The organism is Actinomadura sp. NPDC049753 (assembly GCF_040674655.1).
Lineage (GTDB): Bacteria > Actinomycetota > Actinomycetes > Streptosporangiales > Streptosporangiaceae > Spirillospora > Spirillospora verrucosospora.
In genome coordinates this window covers 23560-37983 of record NZ_JBFARL010000063.1, presented here as the reverse complement: position 1 = coordinate 37983, position 14424 = coordinate 23560, and the positions used below count along the sequence as shown (strand labels likewise).

13 protein-coding genes are annotated in these 14424 nt (G+C 72.5%); 5 read left to right on the top strand and 8 right to left on the bottom strand.

Annotated features, from left to right (window positions below):
• The first annotated feature begins 344 nt into the window (after nucleotides 1-344).
• Both AB0K37_RS18480 and AB0K37_RS18475 read left to right on the top strand, forming a co-directional pair.
• Nucleotides 345-1550: a lysylphosphatidylglycerol synthase transmembrane domain-containing protein gene (locus tag AB0K37_RS18480; RefSeq protein ID WP_363982178.1), complete on the top strand. Its 1206-nt coding sequence runs from the start codon at nucleotides 345-347 to the stop codon at nucleotides 1548-1550.
• Between the two features lie 143 nt (nucleotides 1551-1693).
• Nucleotides 1694-2239: a flavin reductase family protein gene (locus AB0K37_RS18475; RefSeq protein ID WP_363982176.1), complete on the top strand. Its 546-nt coding sequence runs from the start codon at nucleotides 1694-1696 to the stop codon at nucleotides 2237-2239.
• Here the strand turns inward: AB0K37_RS18475 and AB0K37_RS18470 are convergent.
• The 6 genes from AB0K37_RS18470 to AB0K37_RS18445 form a co-directional block, all read right to left on the bottom strand.
• Nucleotides 2217-3437: an ROK family transcriptional regulator gene (locus AB0K37_RS18470; RefSeq protein WP_363982181.1), complete on the bottom strand. Its 1221-nt coding sequence runs from the start codon at nucleotides 3435-3437 to the stop codon at nucleotides 2217-2219. The two genes, AB0K37_RS18475 and AB0K37_RS18470, sit on opposite strands and share 23 nt — an antisense overlap.
• Nucleotides 3437-4195, bottom strand: a complete 759-nt coding sequence (locus AB0K37_RS18465) for an ATP-binding cassette domain-containing protein (RefSeq protein WP_363982174.1) — start codon at nucleotides 4193-4195, stop codon at nucleotides 3437-3439. Before AB0K37_RS18465 ends, AB0K37_RS18470 begins: the two co-directional genes overlap by 1 nt.
• A gap of 218 nt (nucleotides 4196-4413) precedes the next feature.
• Nucleotides 4414-5661, bottom strand: a complete 1248-nt coding sequence (locus AB0K37_RS18460; RefSeq protein WP_363982171.1) for an ABC transporter permease — start codon at nucleotides 5659-5661, stop codon at nucleotides 4414-4416.
• Nucleotides 5662-5708: 47 nt separating this feature from the next.
• Nucleotides 5709-6494, bottom strand: coding sequence for an ATP-binding cassette domain-containing protein (locus tag AB0K37_RS18455; protein ID WP_185023166.1), 786 nt, complete (start codon nucleotides 6492-6494; stop codon nucleotides 5709-5711).
• Between the two features lie 119 nt (nucleotides 6495-6613).
• Nucleotides 6614-7690 (bottom strand): substrate-binding domain-containing protein, encoded by a 1077-nt coding sequence (locus AB0K37_RS18450; protein ID WP_363982167.1) that lies wholly within the window; start codon nucleotides 7688-7690, stop codon nucleotides 6614-6616.
• A gap of 547 nt (nucleotides 7691-8237) precedes the next feature.
• A complete protein-coding gene (locus AB0K37_RS18445; RefSeq protein WP_179278877.1) occupies nucleotides 8238-8531 on the bottom strand; it encodes a hypothetical protein in 294 nt (97 codons plus the stop codon).
• Nucleotides 8532-8730: 199 nt separating this feature from the next.
• Between AB0K37_RS18445 and AB0K37_RS18440 the strand changes: the two genes are divergently transcribed.
• Together AB0K37_RS18440 and AB0K37_RS18435 are read left to right on the top strand one after the other, a co-directional pair.
• A complete protein-coding gene (locus AB0K37_RS18440) occupies nucleotides 8731-9312 on the top strand; it encodes a hypothetical protein (RefSeq protein WP_363982164.1) in 582 nt (193 codons plus the stop codon).
• 54 nt (nucleotides 9313-9366) lie between these two features.
• Nucleotides 9367-11889, top strand: coding sequence for a M14 family zinc carboxypeptidase (locus tag AB0K37_RS18435; protein ID WP_363982161.1), 2523 nt, complete (start codon nucleotides 9367-9369; stop codon nucleotides 11887-11889).
• Nucleotides 11890-11947: 58 nt separating this feature from the next.
• Here AB0K37_RS18435 and AB0K37_RS18430 read toward each other — a convergent pair whose 3' ends face one another.
• On the bottom strand, nucleotides 11948-12622 hold the full coding sequence (locus tag AB0K37_RS18430) for a hypothetical protein (RefSeq protein ID WP_363982158.1): 675 nt from the start codon (nucleotides 12620-12622) through the stop codon (nucleotides 11948-11950).
• A 100-nt stretch (nucleotides 12623-12722) separates the two neighbouring features.
• On the opposite strand from AB0K37_RS18430, the gene AB0K37_RS18425 reads away from it, so the two are divergent.
• Nucleotides 12723-13793: a hypothetical protein gene (locus AB0K37_RS18425; protein ID WP_363982155.1), complete on the top strand. Its 1071-nt coding sequence runs from the start codon at nucleotides 12723-12725 to the stop codon at nucleotides 13791-13793.
• On the opposite strand, the gene AB0K37_RS18420 is transcribed toward AB0K37_RS18425, so the two are convergent.
• Nucleotides 13794-14381, bottom strand: coding sequence for an HAD family phosphatase (locus tag AB0K37_RS18420; protein WP_363982153.1), 588 nt, complete (start codon nucleotides 14379-14381; stop codon nucleotides 13794-13796).
• Nucleotides 14382-14424 lie beyond the last annotated feature (43 nt).

The window sequence follows — 14424 nt, the reverse complement described above, 5'->3', positions numbered from 1 at the left end:
CACGGCGGTGAACCCGTCGATGTCGACGAACACGACCGCGGCCTTGCCGCCGGGGGCGCCGCCGTCGTCTCCGGGGGGGTGCGCTCCAGAGGGGGCCGGGCTTTTGCCGCTCACGAGGGCGTCCTTTTCGCAAGAACGGGCAGAGAGCAGGGCAGAACAGAAATGCCGGGATATCAAAGGATCATCCGGCAGAGCACTGCGACAGGTCTTCGAACCGCCCGCTGACCACGACCTCGCGACGGACGTGGCGCAAGTCACTTTGCGATTTATTTCGGCTGCCGGGGGAATGTCCTACCCGGACCGTAGGTTGCGCATGGCGGGCGAGCTTGCGAGGTGACCGGGACATGTACGACACAGTCACGGCACCGGTCCATCCCCCGGCCGAAGCCGACCCGCCGTCCCCCCTGCCGAACGGCCCTGACGAGCAGGCCCGGGCACGCCCGTGGTGGCGGCGCAGGGCCGGTCTGATCGTCCAGTGGGCGCTGGTCCTCGGCGCCCTCGCCGCACTCCCCCTCTACCGCGACGAACTCCCCGATCTCGGCGCCATCTGGCGGGCGGCCTCGCACGCCGACCCGGGCTGGCTGACCATGGTCGTCCTGGCCGTGGCGGGCTCGATGGGCGCGTTCGCCCGGCTCCAGCGCCGGCTGCTGCGCGTCGGCGGACTGCGGATGCGGCTGCGCCGCGCGTTCGCGATCACCTACGCGGGCAACGCCCTGTCCACGACGCTGCCGGCGGGCCCGGCGGTGAGCGTGGTCTACACATTCCGGCAGTTCCGCCGGGCGGGCGCCTCGGCGCAGCTCGCCACCGCGGTGATCCTGGCCGGCGGAGTGATCACCACCACGGCCTACTCCCTGATCGCCCTCCTGGCGCTGGTGGCCGACCCCAACGCGCGCGGTTTCGCGCTGCTCGGCCTCGCCGTCCCGCTGGTCCTGGCCGCGCTGCTCGTCCCCGCGCTGCGGTGGCGCCCGCTGCGCGCCCTGCTGACGGCGCCGCTGCGCCGCGCCTACCGGGCCGCGCTCGCCCATCCGAAGATCGCTCCGTACGCGGAGCGGCTGGCCGGCGCCCGCGACCTCCTGCGCCCGACCCTGCGCGACTGGGCCGCGCTCACCGCGCTGGCCCTGCTGAACTGGGTGTTCGACATCCTGGCGCTGCTGTCGGCCTCCCACGCGGTCGGCATCGACGTCGCCCCGAACGGCGTCGCCCTCACCTACTTCGCGGCCCAGGCGGCGGGCAGCCTGCTCCCGCTGCTGCCCGGCGGCCTCGGCGCCATCGAGGGCAGCATGGCCGCGTCCCTGGTCGCGTTCGGCGCGACGCTGTCACCCGCCGCCGCGGCCGTCGGCCTCTACCGGCTCGTGTCGTACTGGGCGGTCGTCACGGTCGGCTGGATCGCCTGGTTCGGGCTGCACGAGGGCCCGCGCGTCCCGGCCCGCGCCAAGGCGCGCCTGGCCGGCACCGGCCGCCTGATCATGGACGGCATGTCCGCGGCGGCGCTCCTCACCCCCTACGCCGCCGTCCCGGCGAAGGCCCCGGCCGAGGCCCCGCGGCCGTAGATCCGGCTCCGTCCGTGGACCGACACAGGACGGGACCTTCGACCTAGATCGCCTTCCAGGGGAATCAGCGCGCCGCGGCGAGGGCTTTAGTGGACATCGATCAGTGGACATCGACGCACCCCCCGCCCACGGAACGGACCCCAATGCACGGATCGCCCGACCGCCCGTCCGGCCCCTCGGCGACCGGCCTCGACCCGGCCGCGTTCCGCTCGGTGCTCGGCAGGTTCCCGACCGGCGTGGTCGCCGTCACCGCCCTCGATCCCGCGTCGGGGCGCCCGGCGGGCCTGGCCGTGAACTCGTTCACGTCCGTCTCCCTCGACCCGCCCCTCGTGGCGTTCTGCGTGGCGCACACCAGCACGACATGGCCGGTCATGCGCACCGCCGCGCGCCTGTGCGTCAACATCCTGGCCGAGTCGCAGCGGGACGTCTCCGAGCGGCTCGCCTTCGGGAGCGGCCCGGAGAAGTTCGCCGGCGTCTCCTGGACGCGCGGCCCCGGCGGCGCTCCCCTGGTCGACGGCGCGCTGGCGTGGATCGAGTGCTCGGTCGAGCAGGAGCACGTCGCCGGCGACCACCTGATCGTCGTCGCACGCGCCCACGACCTGGCGGAGCACCGGGACGAAGGCCCCCTGGTCTTCTACGGGAGCCGCTACGGCGCCTTCACACGCTTCACACCGTCTCAGGGGCTCTGAGCCGGGCCAGGACCTGGACGGGGTCGGCCAGGACCTCGGCGAACGCGAACTCGGCGGCGCCGACCAGGGTCGTGTCGTCGCCCAGGGTGGCGGTGCGGAGCTTGACCTTCTCGCGGGGGGCGGCGAGGGCGCTGGTCGCCAGGACGCTGCGGATCTGCGCGGCGGCGCCCAGGAAGATGTCGCGGAGCGTGCCGCCGAAGATGACCAGGCCCGGGTTGAAGAGGTTCACGAGGTTCGCGACACCGAGGCCGAGCCAGTTGCCGACGCGGTGCAGCGCCTCCCGGGCCTTGATGTCGCCGGCGTCGGCGGCGGCGACGATGGCGCGGACCGCGTCGCGTCCCGGCTGGCCGGGGACCTCCTCGCGGCCGGCGAGGTCGAGCAGCGTCCGCTCCCCCACCTCGGCCTCCAGGCAGCCCTTCGAGCCGCAGGCGCAGGGCCGGCCCCCGGGGTTGATCACCATGTGCCCGATCTCGCCGCCGAACCCCTCGTCGCCGCCGAGCAGCCGGCCGTGCGCGATGATGCCGCCGCCGACGCCCACGTCGCCGTGCAGGTAGATGAGGTTGTCGCAGCTCACCCCCGCGCCGCGCTCGTGCTCGGCGAGCGCGCCGAGGTTGGCGTCGTTGCACACCGAGACGGGGATGCCGAGGCCGAGGCGGCGGGACAGGGCGTCGCCGAGGCGCAGCCCGCCCACGTCCAGGTTCGGCCCGAACATGATCGAGTCGTCGGAGCGGCGGACGGTGCCGGGGAACCCGAGGGCGGCGCCGACGCAGACGGCGTCGCGCTCGGCCTTGCGGACCAGGGAGCGGGCGCCCGCCACGAGCACGCCGAGCAGGTCGGCGGGATCGGACCCGCGGGCCCGGACGCCCTCGCGCCGGTCGAGCACGACGCCGCCGAGGCCGACGCGCGCGACGACGAGCCGGTCGACGCCGACCTCGAACGCCAGCACGTAGACGCGGGTGGACTCGGGCCGCACCACGAGCGACGGCCGTCCGGCGCGGCGTCCCGGGCCGCGCGGCAGCTCCTCGCGGACCAGCCCGGCGGAGGTGAGGTCGGACGTCAGCGCCATGATGGTGCTGCGGTTGAGGCCGAGGGACTCGGCGAGGACGGCCCGGGAGGCGGGGCCGCGCAGGTGCACGAAGCGCAGCAGCGTCCCGAGATTGTGGCGCCGGATGTCCTCCTGTGACGGGCCCGCCTTCATCATGGGCGCAGCCCCAGCTCTCCGCTGGAGCCCGAGGTGATCAGCTCCACGACCTGCCGGTGGGTGACGTCGGCGGTGCGGACCTGCGCGACCATCCGGCCGAGGTAGAGCGCGGCGATCCGGTCGGAGACCGCGAACACGTCGTTCATGTTGTGCGAGATCAGCACGACGGCGAGGCCCTTGTCGGCGAGCCGCCGGACCATCTCCAGGACCTGCTGGGTCTGCGCGACGCCGAGCGCGGCGGCGGGCTCGTCCAGCACGACGAGCTTGCTGTCCCACAGCACGGCGCGGGCGATCGCGACGGTCTGGCGCTGCCCGCCCGACAGGTTCGAGACCCGCTGCCGGACCGAGCCCATCGTGCGCACGGCGAGGCCGGACAACGTGGTGCGCGCCAGTTCCTCCATGAACGTCTCGTCCAGGGCGAGGCCGCGGCGCTCCTCGCGGCCGAGGAACAGGTTCTGGACGATGTCGAGGTTCTCGCAGAGGGCGAGGTCCTGGTGGACGATCTCGATGCCGAGGCGGCTGGCGTCGCGGGGGGAGCCGACCTTGACCGGCCTGCCCTCGAAGCGGTACTCGCCCTTGTCGAAGGAGTGGATTCCGCCGATGCACCGGACCAGGGTGGTCTTGCCGGCTCCGTTGTCGCCGACGAGCGCGGTGACCTCGCCCGGATAGGCGGAGAACGCGATGTCCTGCAGTACCTTCACGGAGCCGAAGCTCTTGTCGATACCGCGCAGGTCCAGAACAGGCGTCACTGACATGCCGAGGGGCTCCCACCGTGCCGCACCGCCGCCGCGCGCCTGGCGGTCGTCGTGAGTGAGCGTAGCAGTCGGATTCCACGGCCGGGCCCCGTCGGAAGGCCTGCCCGACGGGGTCTGGGGCCAGGCCCGGGAGCCGGTGGGGCGGGCCACCGACTCCCAGGCGCTTCCGGCCGTGCTCACGGGATCACCGTGCTCACGGGGTCACCGCGTCCACGAGGTCACCGCCCGGTGCTGGACCGGCGGCGCCTCGCCAGGGCGTCGATGCTCGCGGCGAACAGCAGCACGACCCCGGTGATGAGGTAGCTGAGGTAGGCCTTGGTGCCGAGCAGCCCCAGCCCGTTGGCGATCAGTGCGATGACGAGGCCGCCGAGCACGGCGTCGCGTGCCTTGCCGCGCCCGCCGAACAGGCTCGTTCCGCCGATGACCGCGGCGCCCACCGCGTACAGCAGCGTGTTGCCGCCGCCGGCGTCGGTGGCGACCGAGTTGAGGCGGGACGCCGCGACGATGCCGCTGATCGCCGCCAGCGCGGAGGCGATCATGAAGACGGAGATCCGGATGCGGGTCACGTTGATGCCGGCCCGGCGGGCGGCCTCGGCGTTGCCGCCCACCGCGTAGATGTGCCGCCCGTAACCGGTGCGGCCGAGCACGAACGTGCAGATGACGAGCAGGGCGCCGACGAGCAGCACGCCCCACGGGATCCCGCCGAGGGTGATCAGCGGGCTGGGAGCGCGGTCCAGGCTCAGCACGTAGGTGCTGATCAGCAGGGCGGCCGCGACGACGGCGCACTGGGCGATCACGAAGCCCAGCGGCTTGGAGTGCAGGTTGCGGACGTGCTGGCGGCGCCAGCGCAGCAGCAGCGTCGCGGTGTAGGCGACGACGCAGGCGATGGAGAGCGCCCAGCCGAGCCAGATCGGCATGTTCTTGTTCGAGAGCGCCACGACGAAGTCGTCGCGGACGGGCACCGTCCCGCCCTCGCCGATGAGCCACAGCGTGATGCCCTGGAGGCCGAGGAAGAACGCCAGTGTCACCACGAACGACGGGATGCGCAGGAAGGCGACGAGCCAGCCGATCACGGTGCCGATGACGACGCCGATCGCGATGGCGCCGAGCACCGCGACGTACCAGGGCTGACCCGAGTCGGCCATCAGCTTGGCCATCACGGTGGCGCAGACACCGCTCGCCACTCCGGCCGACAGGTCGATCTCGCCCAGCAGCAGGACGAAGACGAGCCCCATGGCGAGGATCGTGATGGGCAGCGCCTGGGTGGCCAGGTTCGCGATGTTGCCCTTGCTGAGGAAGGTCTCCGGCTTCAGGGCCGTGAACAGCGCGATCAGCGCGATCAGTCCGAGGATCGCGGGAAGCGCGCCCAGCTCACCGGCCTTGATCTTGTGCCAGTAGTCCAGCAGCGCGGAGTTCATGTCATGCTTGCGCCGGTCGTTCGAGAAGTCCGAGTCCGCCAGCTTCACGGCGGCCTCCTTGCTTTGGGGGGCGTCAGTGGACATCTGGTCCCCTTTCAGATGCTCTCGGCGGCGGTCTGCGGCGCGAGGCCGAGATCACCGGAACGGCCGGCGGTGATGAGCTCCACGACCTGGCCGTGGGTCACCTCGGACGTGGCCACGTCCGCGGCGACCCGGCCGAGGTAGAGGGCCGAGATGCGGTCGGCCACCTCGAACACGTCGTTCATGTTGTGCGAGATGAGCACGACGGCGTGGCCGGTGTCGGCGAGGCGCCGGACGAGGTCGAGGACCTGCCGGGTCTGGGCGACGCCGAGCGCGGCCGTGGGCTCGTCCAGGATCACGACCTTGGACTCCCAGAGCGCCGCCTTGGCGATGGCGACGGTCTGCCGCTGCCCGCCGGACAGGCTCGCCACCTGCTGCCGGACGGACTTGACGGTGCGGACCGAGAGCCGGGCGAGGGTCTCCCGGGCCGCCTCCTCCATGGACGGCTCGTCGAGCACGATGCCCTTGCGCCGCTCACGGCCGAGGAACATGTTCTGCACGATGTCGAGGTTGTCGGCGAGCGCGAGGTCCTGGTAGACGACCTCGATGCCGAGCGCGGAGGCGGTGCGCGGCCCGTCGACCGTGACGGGCTTGCCCTCGAACTCGATCTGCCCCGAGTCGATGGGGTGGATGCCGGCGATGCACTTGATCAGAGTCGACTTGCCGGCGCCGTTGTCGCCGACGAGGGCCATCACTTCGCCCAGGCGCACGGAGAAGTCCACGTCATGCAGTACATGGACGGGTCCGAAGCTCTTGTTGAGCCCGGTCAGGCGGAGGACGGGGTCTCCTTTTTCAGCCACGAGTTTCCTTCCAGAGGTTCGGGCGTCTAGACCGTGGCGGGCCCCTTGGCGTCCCGATTTTCCGGGAGGCCGGGACGCCCTCAGCGGGGAAGGGCCCGCCACGGAGTCAGGTCGGGCTCCTACTGGATGCCCGCGTCCTTGCACTTGGCCGCGTACGCGCCCTTGCACAGGTCTTCCTTCTTGACGAACCCGTCGTCCGTGACCTGCTTGATGTTGTCCTTGAAGACGCCGATCGGGGTCAGCAGCACCGACGGCACGTCGCGCTTGCCCTCCGGGTCGTTCGTGGTGCCGTTGGTCTCGCCCTTCTCACCCTTGATAAGGGAGACGGCGAGCTTGGCGGCCGCTTCGGCCTCCTGCTTGACCGGCTTGTAGACCGTCATGCACTGGTTGCCGTCGAGGATGTTCTGCAGGCCCTCGAGCGTGGCGTCCTGGCCGGTGACGGCGACCTTGCCGGCCTGCTTGTTCTTCTTGAGGATCGAGATGACCGCGTTGCCGATGCCGTCGTTGGCGGCGAGCACGCCGTCGATCTTGCCGCCCTTCTCGGTCCACATCTGCTCGAAGATCGTGGCGGCCTGCTCGGCCTTCCAGTCCGGGACGGGCTGCTCCGCGACCTTCTTGAAGGAGGTGGCCTTGTCGAGCACGTTGTGCGCGCCCTTGGCGAACAGCGTGGCGTTGTTGTCGGTCGGGGCGCCGTTGAGGTAGGCGATGTTGGCCGACTTGTCACCGAGGCACTTCTGCAGGCCCTTGCCGAGCTCCTCGCCGACCTTCACGTTGTCGAAGGAGACGTAGTAGTCGGAGACGCCGCCGAGGGCGAGCCGGTCGTAGTCGATGGTCTTGACGCCCTGGGCCTGCGCCTTGCGCTGCACGGCGGCCGCGGAGTTCGAGTCGATGCCGTCCAGGACCAGGACCGTGACACCGCTGGTGAGCATCTGGTCGGCGATCGTCTGGAAGCGCTGGGTCGAACCCTCGGCGTTCTGGATGTCGTAAGCCACGCCGGCGGCCTTGAAGGCCTGCTCCAGGTACGGCCGGTCGAAGCTCTCGTACCGGACGGAGGAGGTGGTGTCGGGCAGGATCACGCCGACCTTGCCCTTGGAGCCGGAGCCGCCCGAGTCGTTGGAGTCGCCGTCCCCGCACGCGGTGAGGCTGAGCGCCGCCGCCGTCGTGACGGCCAAGAAGCTGAGGATCCCCTTGCGCATTGCCCGGGTCCTTTCTGGGGGGTGGCCGCCGTGCGGCCGGGGGTGGTAGCCGGTGAGCGAGATCACCCGCACCGACGGGAATGTTGTGTCCCGCAACTTACGTCGCGCATGTCCGTCGCGCCAGACTTCGGGCGAAGTTCATTTGTTGTCGGCGGTAACAATCATGTAACACGAGATCAACACGGGTGGAACACGAGGGGTACCGCGGCAGCGGCAGGAGGACGCCGGTCATCGCGCGGGCATGCTCCGGCGGACCCACGTCGGCCTAAATGTTTCGTGGGTCAACATTCACCGCGACCCGCCGTCAAGCCAGGGCTCACCCGCGGGCGCCGTCCACCACACGCAGAACGACGCCCCCGCGCACCCGGCACCGAACCCCCAGGTCAGCGCCTTGAAGAAGGGCATCACCGCACGTCAAGACCCCACGCGAGCAAGCGGCTCCGCACCACGCCCAAGCGGCGGTTCGCCGCCGCTGCCATTCGAGGCGGTGGCGGAAGTAGGCGCGTGCCGCGGTCAGGTGGCGCGCCGGGGTTTCGGTCCGGCCGGATCAGGCGGAAAGGACGCGGGCTACGCGGTCGGCCGCGGCCGCGGCGTCGGCGGCGGGCGCGATGCGCTCGGCCCACGACCACCAGTACCACCAGCCGTCCGCGCCCTGCTCCGCCAAGATGTTCTCCGTCAGCGCGGCGGCGTCGGGATTCATCACGTGCAGGCTGGGCGACTGGCCGCGGGGCAGGGTGAGGCGCACCCGGAGGCCGCGCTTGACCAGCTCCTCGCCGAGTTCTTCCAGATATTCGATCCGCGTCTTCGACGGCGCGGCTGTTCCCGTATCGTCAGGCGTCATCCTTGTTCCCTCACGGACTCCGTGCGGCCCGACGTGCGTTTCAGCCTCCCCCTTCACCCGCCCTCGCGCAAGCACCACGGCCTGCCGGCCGCGAGGTGGGCGGGACGGGCCGCGAAGGCGCACCACGTTTCGGAGGTCCACGGGACCCTATCCGGGATATCTTGCGCTTGGTAGATGAGCCGGCAGTTGGGGGCTGACGATGACCGTGGGCGCGGATGCCCGACCAGGTTCCGGACCGGCCGGCGGCGCCGCGCGGACGTGGCACCGGTTCCACTACGCGGTCGGCGTGTTCGTCATCGCCTACGGCGTGGCGGCCCTCGCGAGCGCCGCGGCGCTGTGGGGCGACCGGGTGGACGAGGTGGAGGGCTACTTCGGGTCCGGGCCGGCCACGGGGATCCTGGTATTCGCCAAGGCGGTCGAGGTCCTGCTCGTGCTCGCCGCCGTGGCGGGCGTGGTCCTGCGCCGCGACCTGCTGCTGGTCCCGCCGATGGCGGGGTGGATGGCGGGGTTCGCGATGTTCGCCGTCCTGGACGTCTTCACCGGCAGGTGGGGCGGCCTCGTCGAGCACCTGGCCTACCTGGCGGCGTTCGTCGTGCTGCTCTTCCTCTCCTACGGGCTGAGCGCGAAAGTCCAGCTCGCGGGGGCGCCGAAGGGCCCCGCGCCGGACGGGTCCCCCCGCGGTCCGGGCGGCCTGACCTGGACGCAGGAGTTCGCGCTCCAGGCCATCAACCGGGCCGCCGCCCTCACCGGCCCCCGCGCGCGCCCGGCCAAGCGCGACTGATCTTGGCAGAAGTTGCCGTTGGTGCCGCTCCCGGCGGGTGCCACGTTGTGCCTCATGAGAGCCCGAAAACTGGCGCTGCCTGTGGTGATGGCCGCGTCCCTGGCGGTCCCGGCGTCGCTCGCCGCGCCCGCCGCCGCGCTGCCCGCCGCGCCCGCGGCCGGCTGCGACCCGACCCGGACCGCACCGGTCTACCGGGGCAAGGTCCCCTCCCCCGAACAGGTCCTCGGCTTCGACCTCGGTGAGCGCCCGGTCAGCGCCGCCGAATCCGACACCTACCTGGAGACCGTCGCCGCCAGGAGCGAGCGCGTCGTGTCCGGGACGCTGGCCACCACCGCGCAGGGCCGTCCGCTGAAGTACGCGATCGCCGGACGGCCCGAACTCATCTCCAAGGCCGGGCTGGCCAAGGTGCGGCGGGACGCCGGCCTGCTGCGCGATCCCCGCACGCCGGCCGCGCTCGCCAAGCGGATCACCGATCGCGGCGTCCCGATCCTGTGGGTCAGCGGCAACGTCCACGGCGACGAGCCGAGCGGCACGGACGCGGCGCTGCGGGTGCTGCGCGACCTCGGCGACCGCGCCGACTGCGCCGCGACCGGGATCCTCGCGAGCGCGCTCGTGATCGTCCTGCCGACGCAGAACCCGGACGGCCGCACGCTGCAGACGCGGCAGAACGCCTACGGGTTCGACATGAACCGCGACTGGTTCGCGCGCACGCAGCCGGAGACCGACGGCAAGCTCGCGATGCTGAACCAGTACCCGCCCGCGCTCTACATCGACGCCCACGAGATGGGCGGGGACTCGTTCTTCTTCCCGCCGAACGCCGACCCGATCTACCACGAGACGCCCGAGCAGGCCATCGGCTGGATCAACGACCTCTACGGCGCGTCGATGGCGGCCGAGTTCACCCGGCAGGGCATCGACTTCTTCAACAGGGACGTCTACGACCTCTTCTACCAGGGGTACGGCGACACGGTGCCGACCAGCGCGTTCCACGCCGCCGGGATGACGTACGAGAAGGGCGACGAGAGCCCCTACCCGGACCGGGTGAAGGAGCAGTACCTCACCCAGTGGGTGTCGCTGTCGGCGGCGGCGCGCAACCGGCACCGGATCCTCACCGAGTGGCGCCAGATGACGGTCGACGCCTACGCGCAGGGCAAGGCCGGCGAGCTGGAGCCCAACCAGATCTACAACCCGCCGAACAAGGTCGACCGCCAGGTGCCGGACCGTAAGGTGCGGAGCTACTTCCTGCGCGACGACGACCCGGCCAAGCGCGCCGAGGCCGCGCTCATCGTGCGGCGGCTCCAGCGCATGGGCGTGCGCGTCGAGAGGCTCGCCCGGCCGCTCGCCGTCTCGGACTTCAAGGCGTACGGGCGCCCGGAGGCCGCGACGACGCTGCCCGCGGGCACGTACTGGATCTCGATGGCGCAGGGCCAGAAGCACTGGATCCAGTCCATGCTGAACGAGGACTCCTACACGCCGTTCCCCTACTTCTACGACGTGACGGCGTGGAGCCTGCCGCTGCTGGGCAACGTGTCCGGCGGGTCGTCCGGCGCCGTCCTGCACCCGCGGTCCGTCCCGCTGCGGACGCTCCCGGAGGCGCGTCCGGGACACCCGGGCAAGGCGCCCAGGCTCGGCGTCCTCCAGTTGTCGGGGACGTCCTCGTCCGCGCGGCAGTTGGCCGGGTGGCTGAGGCACCGCCTCGACCGCGACTGGAAGCTGCCGTTCACGCTGCTCTCCCCGGCGGACGTCGCGGCCGGCAGGCTCAAGGGCGTCGAGGTCCTGGTCACGCCGAACGGTCCCGCCTCGTCCGCCTACACGGCGCTCGGCGACGCCGGACGCGCCGCGCTCCAGCAGTGGACGCGCGACGGCGGCCGCTACATCGGCTGGCAGGGCGGCGCCCAGCTCGCGGCCCGTCTCGGCCTGACGACCGCGACGCTCGCGGAGCCGACGTCCGACATCCCCGGCACGCTGCTCCGCGTGAAGGTGGACGGGGCGAGCCCGCTGGCGAAGGGCGTCGGAGCGACGGCCTGGAACTTCACGTCCTACGACCCGGTCATGAAGGCGTCCAGCGGCGTCGTCGTGTCGTACCCGCAGGCGGATTCGCCGGACTGGTTCGTGTCCGGGTTCGAGCGCGGCGCGTCCGAGCTGGGCGGCACCGCGGCGGTCGTCGACCAGCCCCTCGGGAAGGGACGGTCCGTGCTGTTCGCCGCCGAGCCCAACTTCCGCGCGTTCAGCGACGGGACGGCGAAGCTGCTCTACAACGCGATCCTCGGCCCCGACCCGGCCGGGGCGGCGGCGCCGCAGGCCGCCGCGACGGCGAAGGCGGCGCAGGAGGCGGCGCTGCTGCCGTCCTACGAGTCGCCGATCCGTGTCTCGGTCAAGGCCGCGGACGCCGCGAAGACCGAGGCCCTGCTGCGGTCCGCCGGCGCGACGTGGACGCGGCGCGGGGCGGACGGCGTCGCCCACTACGTGATCGACAACCCGAGGGGCCTGCCGGCGGACCACCATCCGTTCGCCGGGCGCCTGCCGGCCCTGATCCGCAAGGCCGGGATCACCCCGGTCGCGGTCGTCCTGCCCTGACCGCCTCGCGCGGCGCGCCGGCCCGTTCCGGTGCGCCGCGCCCCGGGCCGCCCGCGCGCTATTTCCGGACCAGCCAGGCGATCGCGGTCATCGTGCCGGGCGGGACCTCGGTGAAACCGCCGTCCCGGACCGCGACGGCCGCCTCCTTCACGCACCGGGCCCACGGCACGTCCCGCGCCAGGTGGACGGGGGCGCCGGCCTCGACCCACGCCGCCACGTGCCGGCGGCGCCCCTGGCGGAGCAGCAACTGGGCGGCGTGCCCGCACTGGGCGGCGGCCTTCCCCGTCGTGATCGTCACCTCCGGGTTGAGGGCGATCACCGCGTACGGGGGCTCGGGCGCCGCGGAGGGCTCCGGCGCCTCCGCCAGATCGAGGCCCGCGACCTGGAGCTTGGCCAGCTGAGGCGGGACGTCCGACACCGGCCCCGGCGGGAACGCCCGCACCTGCGCGCCCGCGTGCCGGACCGTGACGCCGGGCAGCGCCTCCGCCTCCGGCCAGCGCACGCCGCGGGCCCGCCGCGTCACCTTCCGGATCCGGCGCGACTCCCACTCCCGGACGGCCTCCCGCCACTCCCCCTCGGGCTCGGCGGCGCGCGGGTCGGTCAGCAGCCGGACGACCGCCGTCGCCGCCGCCTCGCAGACCGCGTCGTGACTGGGCGGATCGGCCTTCTCGGCGCGTACCACCAGCTGCATCGCCCACGGCGGGTCGTCAAGGGGGTCATAGTCGGGTCGCACCCGTGGAGTATTCCAAACCCCGTTCCGCTTCCCGGGAGCGGTAGTGGGTACTGCAACTCTTGCCGTCCCCCGGACGTCGTTCAGGTACGGGAGGTCACCGGTGGCCACTGGCGCATGGAGTGATTCCATACCGGGAATCGGGACGTTCTTCGTCGGTATCGACGTCGCCCCCGGCCGCTACCGCTGCGAGGACGGCAAGGGCGGGTGGTGGGTGCGCTTCACCGGCCCCGGCGGGGGCGACCCCGTGGGCTCCTGGCCGCTGCCCGCCGGCCCGGCCGAGATCGAGATCGCGCAGACCGACTTCGCCTTCGAGACCCACGTCTCCACGGCCTGGCGGCGCATCGCACCGCCCCGCTCCCCCGAGGACGGCGCCGCGGCCGAGCCGCGCCCGGTCGCCGACCCGGCGCTGCGCGCCGAACTGGACACGATCGTCGCGCGCCGCAAGCCGCTGGTGTGGCTGGCGCCGCTGTCGGTCCTCGCCCTCGGCCTGGTCGGCTCCCCGCTCCTCGGCTCGCTGTGGCTGATCGGCCTCGGCATGCTCGCGGTGCTGGTCGCGCTCGGCACCCCGTCGGTCTCGCTGGACCTGCGGCGCGCCCGGGAACTGGAGCGCCGCCGCGACCGCTACCTCCTCCCCGAGGACTTCGACGACGACGGCCGCGCGCTCCTGGCCCGCGTCCAGACGGCCGTCGACGCCGTCCGCGACTCGCAGGTCAACCGCGAGGGCCTGCTGGACGCGGTGGACAACGCCGTCACGCTGCCGCGCCAGGAATGGGAGATCGCGCAGGTCCTGGCGAAGCAGTCGCGGCTGCGCGCGGACCACGCCGACATGGCCGGCGCCGAGACGCTCCCGGAGGTGGAGGCGGCGCTGCGGCCGCTGCGCGACAAGCTCGACACCTCGGTCGAGGCGGTGACGCGCCGTGTCGAGGCCCTGGAGCGCTACGCCGAGCGCGCCCGATCGGCCGACGAGGTGCTGCGCGCCCAGCGCCGCCTGGAGTCGATCGCGGAGAAGGCGCACGAGTACGACGAACTGCTGGCCGACACCGTCCGGGACGACCTGGCGCTCCCCGCCATCGAACGCCTGACCGAGCAGGGCGACGAGCTCCTGCGCACCCTCCGCGAACGCCTCGCCGAGGCGGCCGAGGCGGGCGGGGAGCTCCCGCCTCCTTCCTAGTCAGGCGGTGAGGGCGCGGACCTGGGCCGGGGAGGTGAAGAGTTCGGCGCGCATCCCGGTCTCGCGGGCGGCGAGGACGTTGCGTTCGTTGTCGTCGAAGAACAGGACGTCGGCGGGCTCGACGCCGAGGCGGCCGGCGCAGATCTCGTAGGCGCGGGGGTCGGGCTTGGCGACGCCGATGCGGCAGGAGTAGACGCGCTCGTCGAAGCGGGAGAGCCAGGCGCCGTGCCGCGCCTCGAAGCGCGGCACCAGGTCGCCGATGATGTTGGAGAGCAGCCCGAGCGTGCGTCCCCGGTCGGCCAGCTCGCCGACCAGGGCGACCATCTCCTCGTCGACGTCGGTCCAGCTGTCGAGGTCGGCCTCGGTCAGGGCGGGGACGTCGGGGAACGTGGCGCCGAGCAGGCCCGCGACGTCCGCCCAGTAGGACGCGCTCTCCTGGCCGGCGTCGTAGGCGGGGCGGCAGGCCCAGTAGGCGTCCCAGAACGCGGGGCCGGGCGTCCCGGCGATCTCCTCGATCCGCCGCACCGCCTCGGGCGTCTGGGTGCGGGCGATCACTCCGTACAGGTCGAACACGATCACATCGGGCATGGCCCGAGCCTAATCGGCGCGGACGGCGGCCCGGGAAACCGCT

What these genes read in the sequence shown, in the direction of transcription:
- AB0K37_RS18480 (WP_363982178.1), top strand. Translation starts at nt 345, where the DNA reads ATGTACGACACAGTCACGGCACCGGTCCATCCCCCGGCCGAAGCCGAC.
- AB0K37_RS18475 (WP_363982176.1), top strand. Translation starts at nt 1,694, where the DNA reads ATGCACGGATCGCCCGACCGCCCGTCCGGCCCCTCGGCGACCGGCCTC.
- AB0K37_RS18470 (WP_363982181.1), bottom strand. Translation starts at nt 3,437, where the DNA reads ATGAAGGCGGGCCCGTCACAGGAGGACATCCGGCGCCACAATCTCGGG.
- AB0K37_RS18465 (WP_363982174.1), bottom strand. Translation starts at nt 4,195, where the DNA reads ATGTCAGTGACGCCTGTTCTGGACCTGCGCGGTATCGACAAGAGCTTC.
- AB0K37_RS18450 (WP_363982167.1), bottom strand. Translation starts at nt 7,690, where the DNA reads ATGCGCAAGGGGATCCTCAGCTTCTTGGCCGTCACGACGGCGGCGGCG.
- AB0K37_RS18445 (WP_179278877.1), bottom strand. Translation starts at nt 8,531, where the DNA reads ATGACGCCTGACGATACGGGAACAGCCGCGCCGTCGAAGACGCGGATC.
- AB0K37_RS18440 (WP_363982164.1), top strand. Translation starts at nt 8,731, where the DNA reads ATGACCGTGGGCGCGGATGCCCGACCAGGTTCCGGACCGGCCGGCGGC.
- AB0K37_RS18435 (WP_363982161.1), top strand. Translation starts at nt 9,367, where the DNA reads ATGAGAGCCCGAAAACTGGCGCTGCCTGTGGTGATGGCCGCGTCCCTG.
- AB0K37_RS18420 (WP_363982153.1), bottom strand. Translation starts at nt 14,381, where the DNA reads ATGCCCGATGTGATCGTGTTCGACCTGTACGGAGTGATCGCCCGCACC.